This window comes from Azospirillum sp. TSH20, from assembly GCF_003115935.1.
Classification (GTDB): Bacteria; Pseudomonadota; Alphaproteobacteria; order Azospirillales; family Azospirillaceae; genus Azospirillum.
In genome coordinates, this window is sequence record NZ_LGQU01000024.1 from 84,828 (window position 1) to 103,404 (window position 18,577).

General features: G+C 67.7%; 11 protein-coding genes. 2 read left to right on the forward strand and 9 right to left on the reverse strand.

Annotated elements, in window-relative coordinates; all coding sequences use genetic code 11:
- Positions 1–318: 318 nt before the first annotated feature.
- The gene (locus TSH20_RS07750) at positions 319–2,376 is read left to right on the forward strand and encodes an EAL domain-containing protein (RefSeq protein WP_109074180.1); all 2,058 of its coding nucleotides are present in this window, start codon (positions 319–321) and stop codon (positions 2,374–2,376) included.
- A 54-nt stretch (positions 2,377–2,430) separates the two neighbouring features.
- On the opposite strand, the gene TSH20_RS07755 is transcribed toward TSH20_RS07750, so the two are convergent.
- Together TSH20_RS07755 and TSH20_RS07760 are read right to left on the reverse strand one after the other, a co-directional pair.
- On the reverse strand, positions 2,431–3,228 hold the full coding sequence (locus TSH20_RS07755; protein WP_109074181.1) for a response regulator transcription factor: 798 nt from the start codon (positions 3,226–3,228) through the stop codon (positions 2,431–2,433).
- Positions 3,229–3,949: 721 nt separating this feature from the next.
- Positions 3,950–6,757 (reverse strand): carbohydrate-binding domain-containing protein, encoded by a 2,808-nt coding sequence (locus tag TSH20_RS07760; RefSeq protein WP_247874442.1) that lies wholly within the window; start codon positions 6,755–6,757, stop codon positions 3,950–3,952.
- A gap of 342 nt (positions 6,758–7,099) precedes the next feature.
- On the opposite strand from TSH20_RS07760, the gene TSH20_RS07765 reads away from it, so the two are divergent.
- Positions 7,100–8,287, forward strand: a complete 1,188-nt coding sequence (locus TSH20_RS07765) for a glycosyltransferase family 4 protein (protein WP_109074182.1) — start codon at positions 7,100–7,102, stop codon at positions 8,285–8,287.
- A gap of 10 nt (positions 8,288–8,297) precedes the next feature.
- Here the strand turns inward: TSH20_RS07765 and TSH20_RS07770 are convergent, their stop codons facing one another.
- From TSH20_RS07770 to TSH20_RS07800, 7 genes are all read right to left on the reverse strand, one after another.
- Positions 8,298–9,968 (reverse strand): DUF2190 family protein, encoded by a 1,671-nt coding sequence (locus tag TSH20_RS07770; protein WP_109074183.1) that lies wholly within the window; start codon positions 9,966–9,968, stop codon positions 8,298–8,300.
- Entirely contained in the window at positions 9,965–11,242 is a 1,278-nt protein-coding gene (locus TSH20_RS07775) for a glycosyltransferase family 4 protein (protein ID WP_109074184.1), read from the reverse strand. The genes TSH20_RS07770 and TSH20_RS07775 overlap by 4 nt, the downstream gene beginning before the upstream one ends.
- 10 nt (positions 11,243–11,252) lie before the next feature.
- Positions 11,253–12,440: a glycosyltransferase family 4 protein gene (locus TSH20_RS07780; RefSeq protein ID WP_247871152.1), complete on the reverse strand. Its 1,188-nt coding sequence runs from the start codon at positions 12,438–12,440 to the stop codon at positions 11,253–11,255.
- On the reverse strand, positions 12,425–13,972 hold the full coding sequence (locus TSH20_RS07785; protein ID WP_247871153.1) for an O-antigen ligase family protein: 1,548 nt from the start codon (positions 13,970–13,972) through the stop codon (positions 12,425–12,427). The genes TSH20_RS07780 and TSH20_RS07785 overlap by 16 nt, the downstream gene beginning before the upstream one ends.
- Positions 13,969–14,961: a glycosyltransferase family 2 protein gene (locus TSH20_RS07790; RefSeq protein ID WP_109074185.1), complete on the reverse strand. Its 993-nt coding sequence runs from the start codon at positions 14,959–14,961 to the stop codon at positions 13,969–13,971. The genes TSH20_RS07785 and TSH20_RS07790 overlap by 4 nt, the downstream gene beginning before the upstream one ends.
- Positions 14,958–16,115: a glycosyltransferase gene (locus tag TSH20_RS07795; protein ID WP_109074186.1), complete on the reverse strand. Its 1,158-nt coding sequence runs from the start codon at positions 16,113–16,115 to the stop codon at positions 14,958–14,960. Before TSH20_RS07795 ends, TSH20_RS07790 begins: the two co-directional genes overlap by 4 nt.
- Positions 16,116–16,183: 68 nt before the next feature.
- Positions 16,184–18,508 (reverse strand): AAA family ATPase, encoded by a 2,325-nt coding sequence (locus TSH20_RS07800; protein ID WP_109074187.1) that lies wholly within the window; start codon positions 18,506–18,508, stop codon positions 16,184–16,186.
- Between the last annotated feature and the right edge of the window lie 69 nt (positions 18,509–18,577).

The following is an 18,577-nucleotide window of genomic DNA, read 5'->3' on the forward strand; positions in this document are numbered from 1 at the left end:
CCGTCGTCAACCGTGCCGCGGTTGGGCTAAAGTCTTTCAGATCTTTAACCGTTCCAGAGAAGACTATCGTTCCGCATCAATGCTTTGGCCGAAAACAGGCGAGGCCGGTCCGCCTATGGGTCAGGTTCGGTTACCTTTTTGTTATAATTTCCCTCCATATTGTGAGACAGTATCGGCGATGTCGCTTGACGAGTCTCTCCGAACCGACGTCTACTTTGCCGCATTGCGGAAAAGCGGAAGTTCCACAATCGTTGTTTGAGTTGCAGGCTTATGTTTTTTCCAGGCGGTTCGGGATTGGCGTCGGATGAGGCGCGCACGATGAGTCACGAGACGGAAGAACAGTATCGCAGCATCTTCGAAAATGCTGTCGAGGGCATCTATCAGACGACTGTCGACGGCCGTTACCTGCGGGTCAATCCGGCTCTTGCCGACATCTATGGCTATGCTTCGCCCGAAGACCTGATCGCCAACCTCACCGACATTGCCTGTCAGCTCTATGTCGATCCCGGCAAGCGCGAGGCCTTCGCCGACCTGATGGCCCGCCAGGACCGGGTCCACAGTTTCGAGGCGCGCGTCTTCCGCCGCGACGGCTCCATCATCTGGATTTCGGAGAGCGCGCGCTGCGTGCGCGACGCCGCCGGCCGCATCCGCTATTACGAAGGCACCGTCCAGGACATCACCGAACGCAAGCAGCATGAGGAGAAGATCCGGCTGCTCGCCACCGTGTTCGACAGCGTTGCCGACGGCATCCTGATCGTCGATCCGGAACTGACGGTCCAGGCGATCAACCCGGCCTACGAAATCATGACCGGCTTCCAGCGGGAAGAATTGCTGCGCCGGCCGCTGGTCCTCTTCGCCCCCGGCTCGCACGAGCGGGAGTTCATCGACGCCATCTGGACCACCGCGCGGCAGGCCGGGCGCTGGCAGGGGGAGGTCACCAGCTTCCGCCATTCCGGCGACGCCTTTGCCGCCGCCCTGTCGGTGACGTCGGTCCGCGCGCCGGGCGGCGTGCTGGAACATTATGTCCTGACCATCGCCGACATCAGCCAGCGCAAATCACAGGAACACCAGATCCGCTATCAGGCCAGCTTCGACCGGCTGACCGACCTGCCCAACCGCTGGCTGGTCTGCGAAAGGCTGGAGGAGGCGATCGTCCGCGCCCAGCGCGGCAAGAGCAAGGTCGCCGTCGCCTTCCTCGACCTCAACCGCTTCAAGCAGGTGAACGACACGCTGGGCCACCATGCCGGCGACGAACTGCTGAAGCTGGTGGCGCGGCGCCTGCGCAACTGCACGCGCATGACCGACACGGTCGGCCGGCTGGGCGGGGATGAGTTCCTGATCGTCGCACCCGACGCCGCCGATCGTTCCGCCGGGGCCCGGCTGGTCGAGAAGGTGCTCTATTCGATGTCGGAGCCGTTCAGCGTCCATAATCAGGAGCTGTTCTGCGGCGCGTCCATCGGCATCGCCTTCTACCCCGACGACGGCGAGACGGCGGACCAGCTTCTGCGCAACGCCGATCTGGCGATGTACCATGCCAAGCGCAATCCGGAGCACAAATACGTCTTCTACGACAACGGGATGCGCGAACGGTCGGGCTTTACGCTGGGGCTGGAGAGCGATCTGCGCCGCGCCAGCGGCGGCGACGAGTTCGAACTGCATTTCCAGCCGAAGATCGACCTTGCCGGCAACCGCACCATCGGAGCGGAAGCGCTGATCCGCTGGCGCCATCCCGTGCGAGGCATGGTCAGCCCGGCGGAGTTCATTCCGCTGGCCGAGGAAACCGGTTTGATCTGGGAAATCGGCGCCTGGACGCTGATCGAATCCTGCCGCCGGCTGGCGGGTTGGATCGAGCGCGGTCTGCCGATCCCGTCGGTGTCGGTCAACCTGTCGCCGCGCCAGTTCCAGGACGCCCGCCTCGTCGGCTTCGTCCGCAGCGTGGTGGAGTCCGCCGGAATTCCGGCCGACCGGTTGGAACTGGAGCTGACCGAAGGCGCCATGATCGGCGACATCGAGAAGGCGGTGACGATCCTCAACGGGCTGAAGGACATCGGCGTCCGCCTGTCGATCGACGATTTCGGCACCGGCTATTCCTCGCTGGCCTATCTGAAGCGCTTCCCCATCGACACGCTGAAGATCGACCGCAGCTTCGTCCGCGACATCGTCAAGTCGACCACCGATCCGGCCATTGTCGGCACCATCGTCAATCTGGCCGAAAGCCTGGGCTTCGACACCATCGCCGAGGGGGTGGAGACGCAGGAACAGGCCGATATGCTGCGCCTGCAGCGCTGCACCCGCATCCAGGGCTACCTCATCAGCCGGCCGCTGCCGGTCGACCAGTTCGAGACCTTCCTCAGCAACAGCGTGGTGCCGGCCTGAAGCCAAGAAGGGACGGGCGCCGCCATGCCGGCGCCCGCGCGCTTTCTGCCAGGGTTACGGTGCCGTCCGTTCCAGGAAATACTCCATCTCCTGGATGATGCCGCTCTGCGCGGCCCAGAGGGCGGCCTGGGTGCGGTTGCGGACGTTGATGGTCTGCATGATGTGGCGGACATGCAGCTTCACCAGATCCTCCGTCATCCCCATCTCGCGCGCGATCTCCTTGTTGCTGCATCCGTCCATGATCAGCTTCAGGATACGGGCGTGGCGCGGGTAGAGGCCGGGATAGCCCAGAAGTTCGCTTTCGTGCTGGGCCATCGCCCCGTCCTCTCCGCCCCGGCGGAGCGCGGTGGGGGAGAAATAGTCGAAGCACTCCTCCGGCACCACCGGCTCGCCGGCATGGATCAGGCGCAGCGCCAGCACGAAGGCGGTCGGGGCCATCCGGTTCAGCAGATAGCCGCGCACGCCGAAGCGCAGGGCCATCCGCATGTGATGCGCGGAGAACTCGTCGGCGATCATCGCCAGCTTGGCCTGCTCGCCGTACCAACTGCGGAAGTTCCAGGCGTCGGTCTTCAGAGAGGCGAGGTCGAACAGGACGATGTCCGCCGTCCGTTCGGAACCGCCGTTGCCGGCCGGCGGTTCCAGCGTGGCCACGGCCCCGCCGGCCGACAGGCCGTCGGAGTAGCGGTCGGGGCCGCCGTTGGTCCGGCCATTCCACATCGGCTTGGGTGAAAGTCCGGTTGCGAGGCGGCTTTGCGGATCAATGACCTCGAAACAGTCGTCCAGGATGTTCAGGATGGATTCGCGCAGCAATCGGCTTTGGTTGTGAACAATCACACGAATGCGATCGGACATGTCCGTCTCCCCCAAGAAATAGACGAATTGGCGGACGGTATCGCGCGGCCGGAAGGCAAGGATTCCCCCCTGGACGCTTTGCTTCGACGTCGGTGGCTCCGGTACATGGCAATTCAGGTCTGCCGGATTCTCGTGTCCGGCGTACACCCCTCGGCCCCCCGTTCGGGCCGTTGCCACCCTAGTCTCCGGTACCTCCACGCCTGGCCGCGCAATGCCGCATATCCGATGGACGGTGCACGTTGTATCGGTCCTCTCGTGCTCGCCCGATCGAATTTAGATCAAACTATGATCCGGCACTCACGGCATTGTCTGCTGCACTTCTGGAATGGTTCCAGGCTCAGTGGGGTGTGAACTCATACTGTCCGGGCAGAGTCCTTCGTCAGAAGGCCAGCAGTAATAAGTCATCCTCGCACGCGAATATGGAAGTGATTACCCGCTGAAGCGAGGTCCGTCCCTGGCGGGTTGCGCCGAGTGGGGAAGGTCCCAAGCAAAGGAAGCCAAACGATATTGCCGTCCAAAGAAGAAAAAGTTCTTTGCAAGACAACTTATATTAGATGGCTCGTCTTGGGGCCGGTCTGCACTGGGCCAGTTCACTGACGATAATATAGACTCTTAAACAGAGTTTGCCAGGACATTTTTCACTGAACATGGAAACGAAAACGGAGCCCCGCCGGGACGGGACTCCGCTTTCGTTTCGACAGGCTGCCGTCGGGCTTCCGCCTTACGCCGCCATGTCGTGGGTGATGGCGAAGACGCCGGTGTCCCAGCGGGCGATGGTGGTGTCGAAGCCGCCGACACCATTCACCACGTCGAAGCTCTGCGTGGTGTTGTGGATCAGGTCCTGGACCGTGTAGTGGCCGTTGGCGAGCTGAAGCTCCACATGGGTGGCCACCGCCTTGCGTGCCGCGGTGTCGTTGAAGTCGACCCGATCGGAGGCGACGACGATCAGCCGGTCCTTCTGGTCGTAGAAGCCGTAGCCGGTGATCTGGGCGTCCGGATCCTTGTCGGTGAAGGTCAGCGGATAATGGTAGTTCAGTGTCTCGTCGCCGATCAGGACCGGCGCCTTGGCCTTCAGGGCGGCGATCTCGGCATCGCTGAACAGGTTGTGGCCGTCGTAGGTCGCCTGCGGAATGATCCAGGCGCTGGGCGTGCTGGCCTTGGTCATCGACGGCAGGGCCGCGTCGCTGACGTAATAGCCGAAGGTCGCGCCGGCATCATGCAGCTTGGTGATCGGCTCCAGCAGCTCGCCGAGATAGGCGTTGCCGATGGCGTTGCCGTCGGGCTCCAGCGCGTTCATCGCCTTCTCGGCATTGGCGCTGTAATAGAGCGCCGGGCCGAAGGGACGGGTCGGCACGATGTCGCGCAGCATGTCCAGCCACGGCTGCTTCACCTCGCCCCAATCGTGATAGCTGCGCGACCACTGCTCCGCCGCGCGGCGGACGCCGCCCTGGTCGTCGGCGATCATCGTCCAGCCGCTCTGCAGCCAGGTCTGTTCCAGGCGGCCCCAGCCCAGTTCCTCGCGCACCGTACCGGTCACGCCGGTGTAGAGGCTGTTCACCGCACCCCAGTAATCATCCTCCGACGAGGACATCATGTGGCCGAAATGGGCGTCCGGCGCGCGGGCGGCATGGATGCCCAGCATCGCCTGCTCATAGGAGGCCGGCGCCTGCTTGTGCTGCATCTCGAAGCGTTCGAGGGTCTGCACGTTGAACAGGATGTCCTTCTCGTTCATCGTGTCGGCGATCACGCGGGCGTCGACGCCGGCGAATTCGCGCATCGCCGCCGGGGTGAAGGACACCTGGGTGGTCAGCCATGCGGCGTGGCCGGTGTTCTTGACGATGGCATCGTCCAGCGCCTTCCAGCCATAGGCCCAGCCGTCGACGAAGTAATCCAGCCACTGGGTCGGGTGGTTGTCGACGATGTCCGCCGCCTGCTGCGCCAGCGTGCTGCCCGCCACCTTGATGCCGGTCTTGGCGCTGAACTCCGCGATCATGCGGCTGTTGAAGAAGTCCATCACGCCGGAATGCGGGCTGCCGTCGAAGAAGTCGGCCAGCTCATAGCCGCGGGTGCCGGTCAGGGCCGACAGGCGGCCCAGCTTGTCGGCCATCCAGTCGGCGTAATGGGCGGTGCCGCCGGTCCAGCCGGCCGGCGCGTCCTTGGCGTCCAGCGGCATCAGCGGGCTGATATAGCCCCAGCCACTGGGATTGCTGCTGTCGGCGTTCAGGACGTAGCCCTCGGCGTCGCGGCCCAGATACTGCTGATGCGCCTTGACCCAGGACACCCAGGCCTTGTGGCCGCCCAGGCTGGCGAACTCACCGCCGTTCTGCGACTCCGTGAAGGTATCCTCCCACAGCTGCAGGCCGATCAGCGGCATCACCCCGTCGGACAGATGACCGGCGGCGACGTCGCGGGTTTCCTTCAGGTGGGCGGCGTTGGAGTAATCGGGCACAGATTCCCAGAACAGGTGCTGCGGCGCCAGCCCGCGGTCGGCACCCCAGGAGATGGTCGACACATCGGACATCAGCGGCGGCCGGTCGCTGCTGACCCCGGCGCTGGCGCTGTGGTCGTTCTTCGGCAGCGTGGTGGTGGGCGTCGTCGGAGCCGGCGTGGTGGGGGCGGGCGCAGTCGGGGTAGGGGAAGTCGGGGCCGGGGAAGTCGGGGTGGGTGCCGTGGGCGTGGTGGTCGTCGTACCGCCGAGCATGTCCTTGGTGACGGGAACGCTCAGCGTGCCGTTCCACCAAAGGCCCTGCTGGCCGGAGATGACGTCCTTTCCGTCCAGCGCGCCGCGGTCATAGGTGACCCCGGCGGCGTTGGAGGCGACACTGTGACCGTTCACCACGACCGAACCGACAAAAAGGCTGCGGTCCTGGCCGTTGACGACGGCGTCGTTGTCGTACTGGACCTGGACCTTGTGCGCCTGGGTCGGGTCGAGATCGACCGTGAATTTGTAGGCGGTCTGGCTGGTGGCGGCCACCTTGGCGTCGCCCACCGCCTTGCCGTCGACGAGAAGCTTGAAGTGCGGCGGCACGCCGCCGGCGCTCTTGCCCCAGGCGTTGACGACGACGCTGTAGGACTTCGTCGCCGCCGGCACCGCAGCCGCCGGATCGGCGATATCGGCCGCCGGGAACAGCGAGGCCGGCAGCGGCACGTTCAGCGCGCCGCCCCAATACAGGGCTTCCTGCCCCTTCACCACGTCCTTTCCGTCGACCGCACCCTTGTCATAGGTGACCGACGGATCGGTGGCGGCGATCGACGTGCCGTTCACCGAGACGGCGCGGACGAACAGGTTGCGGTCGACGCCGCCCGACAGGCCGTCATTGTCGTAGACGATCTGCAGCTTGTGCGCGCTGTCGGCCGCGACCTTGGCGGAGATGGTGTAGCGCCCCAGGGTGCTGCTGTTCACCGTCGCCTGACCGATGGTCGCGCCGTCGAGCTTGAGCGCCAGATGCGGCCAGACGCCGCCGGCTGCTTGTCCCCATGCGTCGATCGCGAAGGTGACATCGATGAGATTGGACCCGGTGAGCGACATCGGCACGACTCCCATTAATCGAATATTAAGATCTTGCTAGACTGGGTTAACCGTATCGGTTGGATTACCCTGCTCGTTGGGAGTAGTCGCACAGGATTCGCTATAGAATGGAGAGTCAATCTTGGGACATGACTCTGACTCATCTTTGACTCTTCCAAAAAAATCGATTTTGAGTCCGCGAATGTTTTAGTGTCTGAAGGACTGAGTCAGACAACGACAGTCTTAAGCCTGTTGTGTGGTGTCCATATCTTTCGTTTGTTTGGCGTGGGTGCCGGCGCCGTGGTCCACTTCGGCACGAACCGCCGCAAATACCGCCGATCAGACCGGGCAGGAGATCGTTCCATGCGCACCGCTTCCCTGCGCATCGCCGTCGTCACGCAGAAGATCGTCCGGCATGACGGACAGGGGCGTGTGAACGCCGTTGTGGTCGACGAACTGCTCCGCCGCGGGCATGAGGTCGTCGCCATCGCGTCGGAATTGGCGGAGGAACTGGCGCGCCATCCCCGCTTGCGCTGGGTCCCGGTCAGCGGCGGCGGTGTGCCCACGCAATTGGCGAAGGACCAGCTGTTCGCCTGGAGGGCGAGCCGGGCCTTGGCGCGGGAACGGCAGGCGGGAATCGACCGGGTGGTGGTGAACGGCTTCGTCAGTTGGGCGCGGTCGGACGTGAATGCCGTGCATTTCGTCCATTCCGCCTGGATGCGCTCCGCCACCCATCCGATCCGCAAGGGCGTTTCGCCGCTGTCGCTCTATCGCGCGCTCTACACCCTGCTGAATGTCGGCTTCGAGCGCTGGAGCTTCCGCCGCGCCGGACGGCTGGTGGCCGTCTCACGGACCGTTGCGGACGAACTGCGCCGGGACGGCATCGCGACTGCCCGGCTGCGGGTGATCGACAATGGCGTCGATGTCCGGGAGTTCCGTCCGGGCACGCCCGATCCGACGCTGTTCGGCCTGCCGACCGGCCGTCCGGTGGCGCTGTTCGTCGGCGACGCCCGCAGCGACCGCAAGAATCTGGACGGGGTGCTGCGCGCGCTGGCCGAGGTGCCCGATCTGGCGCTGGCGGTGGTCGGCGACGAGCGCGGCGGCCCGTTCCCGGCGATGGCGCGGGCGCTGGGTGTGGAGGATCGGGTTCGCTTCCTCGGCCACCGGCGCGACGTGGCGGCGCTGATGCGGGCGGCCGACCTGTTCGTCTTTCCGACCCGCTATGAACCCTTCGGTCTCGTCCTGCTGGAGGCGGCGGCCAGCGGGCTGCCGGTCGTCACCACCCGGCTGGCCGGCGCCGGCCGTCTGCTGGAGGACGGCGCCGCCATCCTGCTGGACGACCCGGACGTGCATGGGGATCTGGTGCGGGCGATGCACGATCTTGCTGCGGACCCGTCACTGCGCCGCCGCATGGGCGAGGCAGGCCGCCGCATCGCGGAGAGCCAGGACTGGTCGGTGACGGCCGGACACTATGCCGATCTTTTGGAGGAACTTGGGCCGGCGGATCAGCCGGTCGACGGGCGGCGGCTGTTCGCCGGGTCGGCATCCTGACCGGCCGTCCTTACCGCAACTCCAACCTCAGCTCCATGACCACGCTGTCGGTTCCGGGCGCTGCGTCCGTCACCGCGATGCCGACCGGCGCCGCCGGTCCGGGGGTGGGATCGACACGCTGGGGGGTGCCGCTGCCGGGGCGCAGGACGGTGCCCATGCGGATGGCGGCTCGGGTCTTGCCGACCGGGACGGTTCCACTGGTCGCGACGGGAACGACGCCGCCGGCGGAGGCCGAGGTCAGGGCGACGCCGTCGGCCGGGCGGTCGGGCTCCAGCCGGCGCACCCGGTCGTAGTCGCGCTGCACCAGATTGCCGGCATCGACCCCGCCGGCACCGACCTTGCGGAACTCGCCGGAGCAGTCCAACGCCTCGAACCGGTTGGCGCGGCAGGTGCCGGAGATGGCGAGAGCCGGGGCGAAGCCGTCACGGCCGAGGCGGATCAGCCGTTCCGCATCGTCGAACCGGTTGCCGACGGCCGAAGCCGCGACGATGGCGGCGGTCTCGATGTCGGCGGCGCGGTCGTTGGTGCCGTCGCCGAAGCTGGCGCTGCCGCCGGTGAACTCGTTGCGCTCCAGCGCCCGCACCACGATCAGGCCGGTGACCGGCCGCTTGGCCAGGCGATAGCCCGGCAGCAGCGATCCGCTGCACCCGATCAGTACATTGCCGTACATCTCCGCCATCGGCCCCTGGATCCAGCCGTTGCCGCAGGCCTCGAAGGCGCAGTCCAGGAACTTGTTGTTGGACAGGAAGGTCCGCTTCGCCGGCCCGTCCTCCGCCAGGATCGCGTAGGGCGAGAAGCCGAAATGGCAGGAGATGAAGCTGGAATGGTCGATGCCGTTCTCCGGCGACACGGCGATGGAGGCCAGCGTGTTGCCGGCGAGGTCGGTGTCGAGGAACAGATGATCGCCGAAGCTGTCGGTCCCCGCCGACCAATAGGCGCCGATGTGGTTCTTGGTCAGCTGGCAGGAGATCAGCGAGGAATGGTCGCGCCAGACGTCCACCCCGGCGCGGAAGCCGAACACCCCGACCCGCTCCAGCAGGAAGCGGGAGGTCAGCGCCAGCCCGTCCATGCCCGGCGGCGGATCGCCCGGCCGGTTGCCGGGCTTCGGCCCGCGCAGGCTGATGTGCGCGATGCGGCTGCGCTGATAGCCCTTGTCGTCGTCGCGCATACCCTGTCGGCTGCCAGCCCGGATGGCAAACCGTCCCGGCCCCAGATCTTCCGGCCAGGACAGCAGCGAGGCGCGCATGCCGGCGCCGACGATCTCCACCTCGTTGAAGGCGTCGTCGTAGCGGTCGAGGTTGGGCAGGACGATCTCGCCATCCAGCCGGTAATGGCCGGGCGGCACCAGCACCGTCCCGCCCTGTCCGCTGCGCGCCAGTTCCAGCACGGCGCCCTGCAGAGCCGCCCAATCGCACTCCTGGTCCAGGGAGCGGACATGCGGATGGACGCGCCGTGCCGCCTCCAGGCTCTTGTAACGCTCCGACAAAGGATGGCTGCGCCCGTCGCCGATGGCGCCGCGTTCGCGGATCGACAGGGCTGGGCCGCTTCTCGGCGGCTGGTCGGGGGTCGGACGCAAAGGCTTGTCCTGGGCGGCTTGGGCGGCAGCTCTGGCGGCGGGCAGAGCGAGGGTGGCTGCCAGCAGCGCGCGCCTGCCGATGCGGCAGCCGGGACCGCCGCTCATGGCGTGAAGGCCCGGGTTCGCCGGTCGAGCCGGCCCAGCGAACCGATGCCCTCGCTGAGGGCCGCGCGATAGACCTGCTCCAACCGGTCGAGATGGCGGTCAAGCGTGAAGGGCGCGCGCCAGTACCCGTCATGCGCGTTGCGGCCCATCCGCTCCACCTCCGCGTCGTGGGACAGCAGTCGGAGGCAGCGGGCAAGGTCGGCGGCATCGCCGCTGCGGAACAGGAAACCGTTCTCTCCCGGCAGCACTGCCTCCGCCGCCGCGCAATTGTCGCTGACGATGATGGGAACGCCATTCGCCAGCGCTTCATAGGCGGCCAGCCCGAACGTCTCGTACCACAGCGATGGAACCACCAAGGCCCGCGCCCGCCGCACCTCCTCCAGCACGGCGTCGGGCGGCAGCCAGCCGGCAAGTTCCGCATCGGGGTTCAGCCGCCGCACCGCCGCCACCTCGACGCCATCGCCCACGAAGCGCACCGGACAGCCGGCCTGTGCGGCCGCCTCGGCAAACAGAGCGGCGCCCTTCTCGCGCGACAGGCGGCCAACGAACAGCACGTGGCGGTTGCCGGCCACCGGAGCGGGTCCGCGGTCCCTGAGTTCGTCCGGGACTTCAACCGGGTTGGGGACGGGCAGGGTGACGGTGCCGGGCGGCAGATGGGGGGCGATCACCGCGCGCTGCCGGTCGCTGAGCGTCACCAGCGCCATGCCGCCGGTGAAGCCGCCGGCCAGCGCCCCCGCCGCATGGCGGGCGGCCCGCCACCATTTGTGGTGCCGGGCTCGGGCGTCGCAGTCGGTGGCGAGGCAACCGGCGGACAGCGCCCGGTGCGGGCAGTTGACGCCCTCGGGAAAGACGAAGAAGGCGCCGTTGGGGCAGAGCGGGAAATAGTCGTGCAGGGTCAGCAGCACCGGCAGGCCGGATTTCCGGCAGACCGGGAAGATGCTGGGCGACAGCGCCTTGGCCCAGCCATGGATATGGACCACCGTGTCGTTGGCCGGGCAACTGCTGAGCAGGCTTTCCAGCGCGCGTGCCGCCTCGCGGTTCCAGATGCCGCGCAGCGCCGCCTGCACACGGTCGGCATTGCCCTTCAGATCCGGCTGCTCCAGGCAATGGACGGTGATTCCATCGGTCAGCAGGGCGGGGTCGATGGGCGGAACGGCGGTGAAGAAATGGACCCGGTGACCGCGCCTGGCCAGCCCGACGGCGCCGGCGATGGCGACCTTCGCCAGCCCGCCGCTCGGGTGGGCATGGTCGCAGAGGATGACGATCGTGCTCATCGCGGGATGCTCATTGCAGGGCGCCGCGATAGACGGCGGCGGTGCGGGCGGCGATGACCGGCCAGTCGAACCGGCTGCGCACCAAGGCCCGGCAGGCGTCGGCGTCCGGCAGCCGGCGGACGCCGGTGAGCGCCTCCGCAAGGCCGATGCCGATTGAGCGTGCGTCGGTCCCCGCCAGCACGAGGTCGCCGTCCAGCCCCTCCACCACCTCGGGAAGGCCGCCCACGGGCGTGACCATCACCGGCGTGCCGGCCGCCAGCGATTCCAATGCGGTCAGGCCGAATCCCTCCAGCGCCTGCGACGGCATCACGCACAGGTCGGCGGCGCGGTAGGCGAGCGGAAGATGCGCGTCGGGAACGAAGCCCAACAGCCGCACATGCTCCTCCAGCCCCAGCGCGCCGATGCGGTCCTGAAGCGCCGCCGCCTCCGGTCCGCGCCCGGCGACGACCAGCAGAACGTCGGGCACCCGGCGGCGCAGCTCCACCATGGCGTCGACCAGCGCGGTCAGCCCCATGCGCTTCACCAGCCGGCGCACCGTCAGCAGGATGGGGCGCCCCTGCGGCCAGCCTAGGCGGGCGCGCGCCTGATGGCGGCTGTCGGCAAGGTCGTAGCGGTCGGCAACGACGCCGCCGGGCACCCGGTGGATGCGCTCCGGCTGTACGCCATAGCGTTCGGCCAGGATGGTGGCGAAGGACTGCGACAGGACGACGAAGCGGGCGGCGCGGCGATAGACCAGCCGCTCCACCATGAATTTCAGCCGCACCGCCAGCGGGCCGGCGCCCTCCGCGGCGCTTTCCAGCGCCCAGGGGCCATGGAAATGGACGACCAGCGGCCGGTTGCGCAAGGCGGGCAGGGCGCCCACCATGTTCAGCGCGAAATGGGCGGCGACGAGGTCGGGCGCCTGCCGGCGCAGGGTCTCGGCGATGGCGCTCCGGGCCGCCGCCACCCGGCGCGGCAGCGAGGCGGTCGGCGGTGCGAAGCTGTCGATGCGGGCGCCATTGTCCAGCGTATGGGAAACGGTGCCCAGCACCAGCCCGGAAAAGGCGATGCCCTCCTGCGGCAGGTAACGGGCGAGGTGGTAGAACATGTTCTCCGCCCCGCCATGAGTCTCCGGAAACCAGCCCAGCCCAAGCTGAAGCACGCTGGCCTCCCGCATCTTTCCAGACAGGGCGCCGGGCAGGATCAGGCTTCCGTCCATTGCTTGTCCTCTTGGAAGTGATGGGCCGGGACGAATTCATGGACGGGTGCCGGGGCGGCGCCCTGCAGGCTGGCGAGCCCGTAATTCTTGGCCGCCATCGCCATGCCCAGGAAGAACCAGAAGCCGACGCCGGTGACCTTCACCAACGTGTGTTCGAACACCATGCAGCCTAGCATCGTCAGGGCCGCCGTCTCGGCGCAGCGGGCGAACGGGTCGGGCGGGGCGCCGCCGCGGCGCAGCATCCCGGCCGTCAGGGCGATCAGGCCGGCGACATAGCCCAACGCGCCGGGCCAGCCCAGCTCATAGGGCACACGCAGGATGCCGCTGTCGAAATTCGCCAGAATTCCCAGGTGCCCGTCCTCGTTGGTCAGCTTGGTCGCGGTGTCGATGGTGCCGAGCCCGGCGCCACGCACCTCGGTCATCGCATAGAACAGGAACGTCACGTAGAATTCCTGCCGGTCCTGAAAGCTGCGGTCGCTCTCCATCGAATTCAGCGTGTCGAAGCGGGAGACGATGGCCTGATTGACCTTCGGCACGCTCAGCAGCGGCAGGGAGCACAGGACCAGCCCGACGCCGACCGCGATCAGCCGCATCCGGTGGCGGCCGGGCATGGTCAACATCAGCCAGGTAAAGGAGAACAGTCCGGCGAGCCAGGCCGCCCGCACGAGGCTGAGCAGCAGCGAGCCCAACGCCAGGGCGCCGGCGACCGGCACCAGGACGCCGCGGGCGGCGGGAAGCAGGGCCAGTCCGGTGACCAGCAGGAAGGCGAGCGGGCCGGAGGAGTTCATCGTGCTGAACACCCGCACCTGCATCGGCAGCGGCAAGCCCTGGTTGGTCATCCCGACATTGAGGAGCCACCGCGCGTCCCAGGCCGGCATAAGGAAATACTGGATCAGGCCATAGCCGCCGACCAGCGCGAGCCCGAGGACGAAGGCGCGCAGCACCGCGTCGCGCATCTGCGGGTAGATCGGCCAGTGCAGGGCGACGTAGAGCCCCAGCGTCACCGGGATCAGCCAGTTCAGCAGGGCGAAGGTCGCCGCCGCCACGCCCGCCTGGGTGATGCCGTTGACGTAGGCGTAGGAAATGCCCAGCATCACCGGCACGAAACCGAAAAAGGCGCGATAGCGCAGCATCGGCAGATATTGCGCGATCACCAGCCAGCTCATGGCTCCGACGACGAAGGGCGTCACCATGATCGGGCTGATGACGCTCCAGCCCGATTGGTAATCGACCAGCCGGCGCACCTCCGGCGTCAGGAACCACAGCCACCACGTGAAGGCGGCGAACCGGGCCGGGTCGCGGGTCACCAGCAGGGCGCCGACGGCCAGCGCCCCAATGGGAAAAACGATTTCCAGCACGCCGGCCTTGCCCATCAGGACCGGGACCGCCACCAGGAACCAGAAGACCGGTGCCGCCATTCTGTTCAGGGACGGCAGGCCGCCCATGCCGTGATGGCCGGTGTCATGATGGGCCGCGCCGTGATGGCCCACGCCGTGATGGCTCTGCTCGAAGCCGGCTGTGGCGAAGGTCATGCCGCCGTCTCCCGCCAGTCACGCATCCCCTCCAGCCGGCCGCGCACCGTGGCGCGCAGCTTGGCCCCGGCGTGGCGATCGCCGCGCAGAGACAGCCGTGCCCATTGCGCCAGACCGGGAAACTCGCAGGTCCCCACCAGCATGGCCCAGGCGGCGAAGGCGGCGCGGTTGGCCGGGCCGAAATGGGCCATCAGGGCAAGCGTGTCGTTGAAGGTCGCGTTCTCCTGCGCCAGCGGGTGGAAGTGGTTCGCGCCGCGCTGGTCGATGTCGAAGCGCACCGCCGGGAAATGGTCGACCGCCACCAGCGGGTCATAGACCAGCCGCCATCCCCGACGGGACAGCCGCAGGCAAAAATCCACCTCGTTGCGAACCTGGGCGCCGCTGCCGCGCAGCCGGGTGTTCAGCCGCTGGCCGTCGATCGCCGCGCGGCGGAAACTCCAATTGGCGCCCTTCAGAACGTCGACGTCCTGAGCCGGGCCGACACCCAGATGATGGTTGCCGATGACCCGGCCGAACCATTGCAGCCGGCCGACGACCTGGGCCTCCCCGGTTTCCGGCACGCCGTCGTGATAGACATGGTCGCGGCCGCCGACACCGCCGATCCGCGGATCGGCGCGATACCAGGCCTCGATCCGTTCGACCCAGTCGGAATGGGGAACTGCGTCGTCGTCGGTGATGGCGACGATGTCGCCGCGGGCATGATCCATACCGCGGTTGATCGCCGCCACCTGCCCCGGCACGTCGATATCGGCGACCTCGACCGGCAAGGTGGATGCGTAGCGCCGGGCAACCTCGGCGGACTGCGGATCGGTGTCGCGCACGGTGACGACCACCTGAACCGGTGCCAGGGTTTGGCGGACCAGACCGTCCAGGCAGCCGGCGAGCTGGTCCGGCCGACGATAGGTCGGGACGATCACGGTGACGCCCAGCCGCTCGGCGGCATCGGGCGCGGCGGGGGCGACGGTGGACGGGTTCATGGCGACGCTCATGCCGGAGCCAGCTCCCGCCCGCGGGCGTCGTTGGCGGCGGCCCGCGCCGGGGCCAGGGCCGGTTCCTCGCCGTTCATCCAGCTGTCGATGGTCTCGCGCAGCCGTGCCTTGAACACGGCACGGTCGAAGCGGGCGGCATAAGCCTGGATGACGGTGGGGTTGAAGCGGCGTTCCTGCGCCTCGAAGCGTTGCACCGCCTCGATCAGCGCTTCCGGCGTCTGCTGGTCGAAGAACAGGCCCGACAGCCCGTCCCTCACCGTCTCGGTCGCGCCGCCGCGGTTCAGGGCGATCACCGGCCGGCCGGCGGCCATCGCCTCGACGGGCACGATGCCGAAATCCTCGTTGGCGGTGAAGATCAGGGCGCGGCAGGCGGCATACTGCCGGTCCAGTTCCTCGGCGGAACAATGGCCCAGCAACTCCACCGTCGGCCCGGCCATCTGCTTCAGCCGGCGGTATTCCTCGCCCTCGCCGACCACGACCAGCTTGCGGCCCATGCGGTTGAAGGCTTCGATCGCCACGTCGGCCCGCTTGTAGGACACCAGCTGGCTGACGAACAGGTAGTGATCGCCGGGTGGCTCCGCGGTGGCAAAGCGCCGGGTTTCCACCGGCGGGTTGATGACGGTGGAATCGCGGCGGTAGACCCGCCAGATGCGCTTCGCCACCGTCTCCGAATTGGCGATGAAGCGGTCGACCCGCGCCGCCGTCGCCAGATCCCATTGCCGCAGCCGGTGGATGGCATAGGGCATCAGCGGCCGGACAATCGGTCCGGCCGAATGCAGGTAATCGTGGTAGCCGCTCCACACATAGCGCATCGGCGTGTGGCAGTAGCAGACGTGCAGCGCGTCCGGCCTGGTCAGCACCCCCTTCGCCGGGCCGGATTCGCTGCTGATGACGAGGTCGTAGGCGCTGAGGTCGAGCTGCTCCAGCGCCAGCGGCATCAGCGGCAGGTACTTCTGATACATCCGGTGGGCCATCGGCAGCCGGTCGATGAAGGTCGTGGTGACCTGATGGCTGCGGATGATTGGAGAGATCCGCTCCGGCCGGTAGACGTGGGTGAAGACGTCGGCCTCCGGATACAGCTCGCACAGGGCTTCGATAACCTTCTCCCCCCCGCGCATCCCGACGAGCCAGTAATGGACGATCGCGACTTTCATTGTGGGTCCTCCGGCAAGGGGCAGGCCTTCACTTGGGCCGAGGTTTTTTGGGTTCTGGATACTTCCGCTCAGGCGATGCGGCGCAGGCGGTACGAACGACCGCTGGGCGGACGGGCGCCGTATTCCAGGTTCGCGTGGTCGCGGGCGTTGACCATCGACAGCACCGCGCCGCCGATCCGCCCGCCGACCTGCCGCACCTGCTTGATGCCCGCGCTTGCAAGGCTGGTGGCGGTGCGCGCCCAGCGCACGACGTAGAGGACACGGTCGGCCAGCGGCGCCAGGATCAGCGCGTCGGACACCGACAGCACCGGCGGCGTGTCGAGGACGACGACGTCGTAGCGTTCGGACAGCTCCACCAGCAGCGACAGCATGGCCTTGGAGCCGAACAGGATCTGCGGGCGCTCGACCGGTCGGCCGGCGGCGATCACCGCCACCCGGCGGCGGTCATCGACCTGCACGACCTGATCCAGCGTCGCATCGCCTTCCAGCAGGTCGGTCAGCCCCATGGGCGGGCGGGTGCCGCCGAGAAGCCGGTGCACGGCGGGGCGCCGGGTGTCGCAGTCGACGATGACGACCCGGCGGCCGGTGTCGGCCAGGAACGCGGACAGCGCCACCGCCAGCGTCGTCTTTCCCTCGCCCGCGACCGACGAGGTCAGCATCACGACCTCGCCGCCCTTGACCGTGGCCGGCTCGGCGCCGGTGCGGACCAGATGCAGCCGTGCGCAGAGCCGCCAGACCGCCTCGGCGAATTCACCGCCGCCGGTGTTGGAATAGGGATCGCGTTTGGCGTCGGAGCCGGCGTACCGCTTGATCCGGCCCAGCAGCGGCACGATGCCGACCGCCGGAAGCCCCAGAACCGCCTCCACCTGATGGGAGCTGTAGACGCCGCGCTGGCTGGCGGTCCGCACCAGCGCGATGCCGGTGGCGATGGCGCCGCAGACCACTGCGGCCAATGCCGCCAGCACGGACTTGCCCGGCCCGACCGGCCCCACCGGGACGTCGGCGGAGGACACGATGCGCACGTCGGGCGTCATCTCCAGCGCCTGGAGCACCTGGGTCTCCTTCAGGCGGGTGACGGCGCGGCGATAGTTGTCGTCGGATGCGTCGGCCTGCCGCTGAAGCTCGCGCAGCCGCACGTCCGCCTGCAGGTTGTCGAAGGACTCCGTTCGCAGGGCCTCCAACCGGCGGGACAGGCTCTGGATCTTGGCGATCTGCTGCTCCACCTCCCCCCGCAGGCTGCGGATCACGCGATCCACCTCGGTGGCGAGGGCAGCATTGAGTTCGCGCAGTTCGGCGGTGGGCCGAGCCAGCGCCGGGTGACGGTCGCCATATTGGGCGCGCAGCTCTGCCAGCTGGGCGCTCAGCGCCGTCTGACGCTGGCGCAGGCCGGTGATCAGCGGGTCGGTGCCGATGTCTGCGCCGGTCAACGATTCGGGATTGCCGGGTTGGACGGACTGCAACTGGCGCAGCCGCCCCTGGGCATTGGTCAGCGCAGTGCGCGCCTCCGCCAGCTGGGCGTTCAGGGCCGACATCTCTTCGTTCACCAGTGGGGCATCGCGGCCCTTGGTCATGCCGGTTTCCGCGCGCATCGCCTCGACGGCGGCGCGGCCGGTGGTGGTCATGTCCTGGCGCAGCTCGTCCAATCGGCTCTGCAGCCACTCGCTGGCGTTCTGGGTGGCCTTGCGCTTCGCCTCCACCTGGATGGCGATGTAGGCGTCGGCGACGGCGTTGGCGGCGCGGGCCGCCAACTGCGGGTCCTTGGCCTCCACCGTGATGCGGATCGCCCGCGACTGCACGCCGGGGTTGACGCGCAGGTTCTTCTGGAAGGCGTAGATCAGGCGGGCGGTTTCCTTCTCCTCGGCACTGCCGGTCGGAGCGGGCGGGCGCGCGGCCGGCGTCAGCAGGGCGGACAGAGGTTCGGGAAGACCGGACGCCACATCCGTCAGCAGGGCGCGGCCTTCTTCGAACAGGGGGGTCAGAATGCCGGGCTTGTCGGGAGTTGCGGCATATTCCGGCTCCTTCCCGAGATTCAGCATCTCCACCACCCGGCGGGCCAGATCGCGGGACCGCAGGATCTCGACCTCGGTGTTGACGGTGTCGAGAAACATTCCCATCGGTTCCGACACGGAGGGGATGTTGATGACGCGGTTCGTATGCGGATCGATCACCACGACGGCGGAGGCGCTGTAGAGTGGCGTCATGGCGTTGATCAGCAGCACCGCGGGCAGCCACAGCACCGCGGTCAGCCCAAGGATCAGCCATTTCTGGCGCCACAGCGTCTGGACCAGACGGCCTACGTTGACCTTGTCGGCGCCCGTTCCGACCGGCGGTGCGACAAAGCCGGAGGGGATACCGGCCGTGCCTGGCGGCAATCGGTGTTCCGGTGCGTCCATGGGCTGAACTCCTTCATCTCGACAAACGGTGCGCGGAGGTGCAATGCGGCCGCGATGGTTCAGGCGACC